The organism is Methylocystis sp. (assembly GCF_050246715.1).
Taxonomy (GTDB): domain Bacteria; phylum Pseudomonadota; class Alphaproteobacteria; order Rhizobiales; family Beijerinckiaceae; genus Methylocystis.
On record NZ_JBFWVN010000098.1, the window covers coordinates 1 to 7,023 of the forward strand.

The following is a 7,023-nucleotide window of genomic DNA, read 5'->3' on the forward strand; positions in this document are numbered from 1 at the left end:
TTCTTTTGCAAGCTCAAGCAATTTCGGGCCATCGCAACGCGCTACGACAAAACCGCTCGAAATTTTCTCGCCGCGATCCACCTCTCCGCAGCTATCGTCTGGCTCAATTGATGACAGGCCCTAGATCACGCTGCGTTTAGGCGGAATCGCCTAAACGCAGATGACGTGATCGATTCCTAAAGTTTAGAGCGCGCTTTGCGCGAAAAACCGGCGTCCACTTTTTCGCGAGCCGCGCTCTATGGCGAGCCGCGCGAAGAGCGGAAAAGAAGTCGCGCTACGTCGCAGCGTCGAACATTTCCTCGACATGCTCCCAATTGACGAGATGATCGAGAAACGCCTTGAGATAGTCGGCGCGGCGATTGCGATAGTCGATGTAATAAGAATGCTCCCAGACGTCAGCGACAAGGATAGGCGCCGCGCCATGGATCAGCGGATTCTCGGCGTTCGGCGTCTTGCGGATGGCGACTTTTCCGTCCTTCGCTTCGAGCCACACCCAGCCGGAGCCAAATTGCGCCAGTCCCTCCTTCTGGAAGTCTTCGCGGAATTTATCGACTGAACCGAAGGAGTCGACGATCGCCTTCTCGACCTTGCCGGGAATGGCGCCGCCGCCGTTCGGCTTCAACCACTTCCAATAGTGGTGATGGTTGTAGTGCTGGGCGACGTTATTGAAGATCGGCGTGTTGCGATTATGGGCGGTGACGATCACTTCCTCGATCGGCTTGCCCTCATATTCCGTGCCTTTGATCAAATTATTGGCGTTCGTGACATAGGTCGCGTGATGCTTGTCGTGATGATACTCGAAGGACTCGCGCGAAAGATAAGGCTGCAGAGCGTCGTAGGGATAGGGCAGATCTTCCAGAGTGAAGGACATAATTCTCTCCCGAATAAGTTAGCCGAGCATAGACTGTCAGCCTCAGCTGCAAGCGTTAACTAAACCCCTGCGCGACGAGCGGCAATATCGCGCGATCGCCGACGGCGCCGCTATGTTAGCTTTTTTGGCGATAAAAAAAGCATGGCTCGGCGACGACCGAGCCATGCAGCAATCTTTGGGCCGCTTCTTTAGGCGATTGCGTCGCCCGTTTGCGCTTTCTTTTTGGCGCCGGCGCGCAGCGCCCACCACAGCAGTCCGACCAGCGAAAAGAAGCCGACGCCATAGAGGATATATTCGAACATTCCCCAGAAGGTGTAGAGGCCTACAGAGAACGGAAAGCGCGACACCCATTCATTGCCGAGATCGTCGCGCACTGTGACGATTCCTACATAATGTCCGGCCTGTTTGAAGTCGTGCTCAAAGGTCATGGCGCCGTTGCGATAGACCTTCGGCGCAATGTAGGCGACGGTGATCGCGTCGAGGTTGGCCTTTTCCTTTTCTTCGCCGACGTCTTTGACGATGCGGATGCCAACCGCCATGTCGCGCAGGTCAGGCGAAACCGGGGTGAGCGCGATCACGGTCGGCCCGGTATTAGCGATGTCCTCGCAAAACTCCGCCTCTTCTCCCGAGCGCTGATAGCCGATGAAATGCATGGAGTTCGGACCGATCCGCAGCACGCATTCATCTTGCTCGAGCGCCACGCCGCCATGCGCGAAGGCGCTCATCGGCGCGGCAAAACACGCCGCGGCCGCAATCACCGCGCCGGCGAACAGGCCGCGCATCCCAGTTACTCTCGCCATTTAGATTCTCCCCACGATCGCCGACGTTTTTCCGGCCCATGCCGGATGCTTCCCCCGCCGCGTGCGCGTCGGCGCCTGTGGCGATGAGGTTTGTATTGGCCGATGAAATTACCATGCGTCATCTTGACACATCTTATGAATAATTTTAACTTATTGAAATTAAATGTTTTAAAGTTTTAACAGCGTCACGCGTTGGAATTCCTGTAACGCTATATCTTGATGTAATAGCAATTAACACACATATATATATGTTTTTTTGTTCATCGATGATGGCGGAATGTTTTCTCGTCGATAAGTATTATGATGACATTATTTCTTGTAATATTCGACGTTCATCGTGGATTGTGGCGAAGAGCTCGGCTTGTGATAGTTTGCCGGCCGAACAAAAACCTGAAGGATGACGATGAAACGTCACGGCCTAGGCGTCGCCTTCCTTGGGCTCGTGCTTGCGTCCGCCGGCCTCTATGGCATGTGGACAGGCTGGGACTACATTCAGCTCGAGCGCGGTTGGAGCCTGTTCATCGGCGGCGCGACGGCGGTGTCGGGCGGCGTGGTCACAATCGCGCTTGGGCGCGTGATTGGCATGCTGGGCCGCATCGCCGATCATGCGCCGGCGACGCAAGCGAGCGTTCAGAAAAAATCGCCGGCGGCGGAAGAGTCGATCGAGCGCGCGCCGTCGACGGACCGGGAGTCGGCCGCCGCGCGGGCGCCGGCAAAGCCGCCCGTCGAAGTCGACCGTTACAGCGCCGGCGGGTCGGTCTATGTGATGTATTCCGACGGTTCGGTAGAAGTGCAGACCGACGGCCGCTCGCAGCGATATCCTTCGCTCGCGGCTCTGCGCGCCGAAACTGGCGTGCGCGGCGCATAACCGCGCTCAATTGCGGGCCGCGCTCCACATCAGGAACAGCGCCGCGTCGCCGGGCATGCCTTCTGGAAAATCGATGATTTGCGCCGCGATGCGAAAGCCGCGAGGGTGAAGTTCGTTGCGCCATCGCCGGTAAACGTCGGCCGGCTCGCCGCGCAGAGTCGTCGGCCATTTCAGGTCGGGCGCGTTGATCGCGCGACCGCCGTCCACGCAAAGCTGCGACGGAAAGCGGATAAGCAAATGTTCGGTGAGCCCGGCGGCTGCGCTGCGCCGCGCCTGTTCCAGCATCGACCGCCACTGAGCCTCGGTCAGTCGCTGACATGCGAGTTCGCGGATGCGTTGATCGCGCAGTTCCGTCGCCATACGCCGATGCTCGGTGCGCTCCAGTTCGAGTTGGCGCTCATGAGACGCCACGAGTTCACGAAATTCCGAAGCTGTCGCCACGGCGCAGCGGTCGCTGTTTTGCTGTGAAATCGAGATGAGCGGACGACGCCGATGCGCTTCCAGCGCCATGGCGGGAAAGCCGCCTTTCATCGCCTCCGTGACTTCTTTGCGGAGTAGGAGGCCGATGATTTTATGGCCTTCGACGACCGGGATTCGTTTGAGGCTGTGGCTCTCCATAATCCGCGCAATGTCGGGAATTTTGGCGACGTCGGAAATTGAGATCGCCGGAGACGTCATTACTTCGCGCAGCGCGCGTCCGTTGGCGTGAAAGATGGGTTTCGGCCTGTCGCGCAGGAGAAATGCCGGAATGGCGCCCAGGTCGGGCAGGGGTTGGATGCGCGGCTGTTCGAGATTGCTGCGCGTTACGATGCCGATCGGCGACAGGTCGTCGTCGACGACCGGCACGGCGCCAAGCCCACAGTCAGCGAGAAGCTTCGCGACGTAGTCGAGGTCTGCATCCGCCGTGACATAAGGAAATTCGCTGTTCATCAGATCGCGCGCGATCATGCCGCCGTCTCGCCTCCCGATCCTGGTTACGCACTCAGCCTGATAGCTCGATCGTCACCGGCACGTGGTCAGACGGCCTGGTCCAGCTGCGCGCCTCGCGCAGCACGTCAAGACGTTGGAGACCGCCTGCTAGCGCTTCGCTCACCAGAATATGATCGAGCCGGCGCCCCCGGTTCGACGCCTGCCAATCGGCGGCGCGATAGCTCCACCAAGTATAAAGCTTTTCCTCCGCCGGCACGAAATGCCGCATCGCGTCGATCCACGAACCGGCCTGAAAAACTCCAGTAAGCTTTTCTATTTCCACGGGCGTGTGACTCACCACTTTCAGCAGCGCCTTGTGGCTCCAGACATCGTGCTCGAGCGGCGCGACATTTAGATCACCGACCAGCGCCACGCGTCCGCGTGAAACGCCCTCGGCGACAATCCAGTCGCGCATTTCGTCAAGGAAATCGAGCTTGTGCTGAAATTTCGGATTGATGTCGACGTCCGGTTCGTCGCCGCCCGCAGGCACATAGAAATTATGCAGCAGGATCGGGCCGCCTGCAGAGTCGAGTTCAACGCAAATATGGCGCGCGTCGCCCTTTTCACAGAAGTTGCGCTTCTCGACAAACCGCAACGGACGTTTCGATATCACGGCGACGCCGTGGTAGCCCTTCTGGCCGTTGATCGCGATATGTTCGTAACCGAGCGCGTGCAAGTCCTTCATCGGGAATTCCGCGTCCCGGCATTTCGTCTCCTGCAGGCAGAGCACGTCCGGGGCCCGGTTCTTGAGAAACTCCGCGACGAGCGGCAGCCGCAGTCGCACAGAATTGATGTTCCAGGTGGTGATCTTGAGGCTCTTTGATTTCAATGATGATCAGCTCTTGGTTTTGTCGCTGCGAAAAAGGAAGGGCGCGACGTCGCTGACGCCCGGCTGTTTCTCGGCGATGAACGGCGTCGGGCGGCAGACGGCCATGGCGGAAAGGCCGACTCGCGCGGTGAGAAGCCCGTTTAACACGCCTTCGCCAAGCTTCGCGGAAACGCGGGCGGCGATCCCATGGCCGAGCGCCTGTTGAAGCAGAGAATCGCCGACCGCCATGCCGCCGGTGATCGCAAGATGCGCGCCGACCGAGCGTGCGAGCTTGAAGAAGCCGAACAGCCCCGGTCGGCCGCCATAAATCTCCGCGATTCGCCGCATCAGCACGATCGCCTGGCCGACGACGAAAAGAACGTCGAGGAGCGCGCGCGGACTGATCGCCGTCACGACGGAGACGCGCTTGGCGGCGCCGGCGATCTCGCGCCGCGCCACTTCGTCGAGCGGCGCGACGAGATTGCGCTCGGCAAGGGCGATCAAATCGCGTCCGTCGATGATCTGCTTCAGATAGTCCTTAACCCGCGCGCGCGCCGGGCCGGTGTCGGGACGATCGTCGTAAAGGTTGCAGAGTTCGCCGACGTGCTCGCGTGCCGCCTTCCGATCATCGCTTTTATGCGCCTCGGCCAGCGCCGCATGCAGCTTGGCGATACGATTCTGCCGGCCCATCGCGCGAAATTCGCGCCCGATGAAGATGATCGCAGCGACGGCGGCGAGACCCGCAAGGCTTAATCCCACCATCCCGAGAATAGCCGAGCGGCGGAACAGGTCTTCGATGAAGCTCCAGATCCACACCGAGAGCGCCAGCGAGATCAGTCCGGAGACAGCCGACAAAAAGACGCTGCCCCAGGAGAAGACGTAGCGGCGCAACATGCCGTCCGCCTGCGCCGCTTCAACAGCCGCCTCATCTCCGGTCATGCCGTCGGCGAACTCCGCCGCCTCGCGGGCGAAAACGTCGAATTCCGCTTCGACCACCTCGACGGACGCCGATGCCGACTTGGCCTGCGGGGTCGTCTTGGCCTGTGGCGTCGTCTTGGCGGTGACCGTCTGGTCGCCTTCAAGGCGGAAAGCTCTAGGACGCGGCCTTCGTTGCTCAGTCATGACGATCCTGGTTTGGCCTTCCTTAGCGCCTCGCGTGGAAAAAGGCGAAGCGCATCTTTCGATGGAGCGTCGAGCAAGCGACTCCCCTGTTGGAAGGGCGCCGCCAGGAGGTGAGGGCCTGAAGAAATAGGCAAAGTTGCGGCCGAAAACGCTTGTTGCGGCGTGATTGCGCCTCCTTTAGCATTCCCGCGCCTTTCGCTGTCGAGAAGTATCGCGTTTTCGCGCATGAACCCTATCATTTACGACCTCCTCGCCCTTGCGATCGGCTATTTGCTGGGCTCGATTCCTTTTGGCCTGCTGCTGACGCGCCTGGCGGGCACGATTGATCTTCGCTCGGTCGGCTCGGGCAATATTGGCGCGACAAATGTGTTGCGCACTGGTCGCAAGGATCTGGCGGCGGCGACGCTGCTGCTCGACGGGCTAAAGGGAACGGCGGCGGCGCTGATCGGCGCATCGCTTACGCCTGAAGGCGGCATGATCGCGGGGCTCGCGGCCTTTATCGGCCATGTCGCGCCGGTCTGGCTGCACTTCAGGGGCGGCAAGGGCGTCGCCACCTTTCTCGGCGTGCTGTTTGGCCTCAGCTGGCCAACGGCGCTGATTTTCTGCGCCGTCTGGCTGACGGCGGCGGCGCTGACGCGTTACTCTTCTCTTAGCGCGCTGATGGCGAGCGCCGCGGCCCCGCTGGCTCTGCTCATATTTGGCCAGAGAGGCGAAGCCTTTGTTGTCGCGATCATGACGGCGATCGTCTACTACAGGCATCGAGACAATATCGCTCGTTTACGCGCCGGCTCCGAAACGCGGATCGGACAAAAGGCGTGAGCGAGGCCTCGCCAGAAGGCCGGTTGAGCGAAGCGCAGCTCGTCGACTGGCTCAGGCTCATTCGCAGCGAGAACATCGGGCCGCGCGGTATTATGGCGCAAACGCCACAGGACATTTTAGAATCGCAATCCTAGCTTTCAAGCATGAAAGCCGAGATTTGCACAAAACAAGCCCGTTTCACCCTTGAGCGCCTTCACGCCGAGCTAGGCGGAAAAATCCTCGAAAACAAGAAAGAGGCCCAGCGCCTCGCCGCAGACATGAAGCATGTCGAAGCGGTCCTTAAGATGCTGGACCCATCCTACAGCATCCGCTCGATCGCGGTCCGGCGCCGCAAGCCGAATCCCTATTTCAAGCGCGGGACAATCTTCCGAAGCGTTCTGGAAATTCTCAGAGACGCGCCAGAGCCGATGACGACCTCAGAAATCACCTCGCGACTGTTCGCCTTAAAGGGCGTCGCGCAGCCTTCACGCGAGGATTTCAGGAACCTATTCGGGGGTGTCCACGCGTCGCTGCGGAATAATGAGGAGAAGAGCGTGCGCGCAGTTGGCGATGAACATCCGGCAAAGTGGTCGGTCATTTAGTCATTAACCCATCTTATTCGTGACGGCGCCGTTCGAAGGCTGGCGAGCATAGCATAGGTGACTGAAACGGCGTAGGATTCGGTTGCTGACACCAACCCGTTCCGCTTCGACCTCACAGCCACGCCCGCCATGACGGACGATACGTTTCCCGCCTTCTCCTTTCCAGCCGTCCAAGGCAAGAAAGT

Annotated in this window: 9 protein-coding genes and 1 pseudogene; 5 read left to right on the plus strand and 5 right to left on the minus strand. The window is 59.8% G+C overall.

The features are described 5' to 3' along the window. A pseudogene (locus AB7I51_RS17375) lies at positions 1–111 on the plus strand (IS5/IS1182 family transposase); the annotation flags it as partial. Between the two features lie 163 nt (positions 112–274). Here the strand turns inward: AB7I51_RS17375 and AB7I51_RS17380 are convergent. Both AB7I51_RS17380 and AB7I51_RS17385 read right to left on the minus strand, forming a co-directional pair. Then, on the minus strand, positions 275–871 hold the full coding sequence (locus AB7I51_RS17380) for a superoxide dismutase (protein WP_428405533.1): 597 nt from the start codon (positions 869–871) through the stop codon (positions 275–277). A gap of 188 nt (positions 872–1,059) precedes the next feature. Next, positions 1,060–1,671: a hypothetical protein gene (locus tag AB7I51_RS17385; protein ID WP_428405532.1), complete on the minus strand. Its 612-nt coding sequence runs from the start codon at positions 1,669–1,671 to the stop codon at positions 1,060–1,062. Between the two features lie 403 nt (positions 1,672–2,074). Between AB7I51_RS17385 and AB7I51_RS17390 the strand changes: the two genes are divergently transcribed. Then, a complete protein-coding gene (locus AB7I51_RS17390) occupies positions 2,075–2,539 on the plus strand; it encodes a hypothetical protein (RefSeq protein ID WP_428405531.1) in 465 nt (154 codons plus the stop codon). A 6-nt stretch (positions 2,540–2,545) separates the two neighbouring features. Here AB7I51_RS17390 and AB7I51_RS17395 read toward each other — a convergent pair whose 3' ends face one another. Genes AB7I51_RS17395 through AB7I51_RS17405 form a run of 3 tightly spaced genes read right to left on the minus strand, consistent with a single transcriptional unit; the run spans position 2,546 to position 5,438 of the window. Next, positions 2,546–3,487: a CBS domain-containing protein gene (locus AB7I51_RS17395; RefSeq protein ID WP_428405530.1), complete on the minus strand. Its 942-nt coding sequence runs from the start codon at positions 3,485–3,487 to the stop codon at positions 2,546–2,548. Between the two features lie 34 nt (positions 3,488–3,521). Then, positions 3,522–4,337: an exodeoxyribonuclease III gene (locus tag AB7I51_RS17400; RefSeq protein WP_428405529.1), complete on the minus strand. Its 816-nt coding sequence runs from the start codon at positions 4,335–4,337 to the stop codon at positions 3,522–3,524. Positions 4,338–4,343: 6 nt separating this feature from the next. Further along, complete coding sequence (locus AB7I51_RS17405; RefSeq protein WP_428405528.1) at positions 4,344–5,438, minus strand: YcjF family protein; 1,095 nt, start codon at positions 5,436–5,438, stop codon at positions 4,344–4,346. Positions 5,439–5,663: 225 nt separating this feature from the next. Between AB7I51_RS17405 and plsY the strand changes: the two genes are divergently transcribed. The 3 genes from plsY to AB7I51_RS17420 are packed head-to-tail and all read left to right on the plus strand — an operon-like array spanning position 5,664 to position 6,838. After that, on the plus strand, positions 5,664–6,257 hold the full coding sequence (plsY, locus tag AB7I51_RS17410) for a glycerol-3-phosphate 1-O-acyltransferase PlsY (protein WP_428405527.1): 594 nt from the start codon (positions 5,664–5,666) through the stop codon (positions 6,255–6,257). Then, positions 6,254–6,391 carry a hypothetical protein gene (locus AB7I51_RS17415; protein WP_428405526.1) on the plus strand — a complete coding sequence of 46 codons (138 nt, stop codon included), beginning with the start codon at positions 6,254–6,256 and terminating at the stop codon, positions 6,389–6,391. Before plsY ends, AB7I51_RS17415 begins: the two co-directional genes overlap by 4 nt. Positions 6,392–6,400: 9 nt before the next feature. Then, on the plus strand, positions 6,401–6,838 hold the full coding sequence (locus AB7I51_RS17420; RefSeq protein ID WP_428405525.1) for a hypothetical protein: 438 nt from the start codon (positions 6,401–6,403) through the stop codon (positions 6,836–6,838). Positions 6,839–7,023 lie beyond the last annotated feature (185 nt).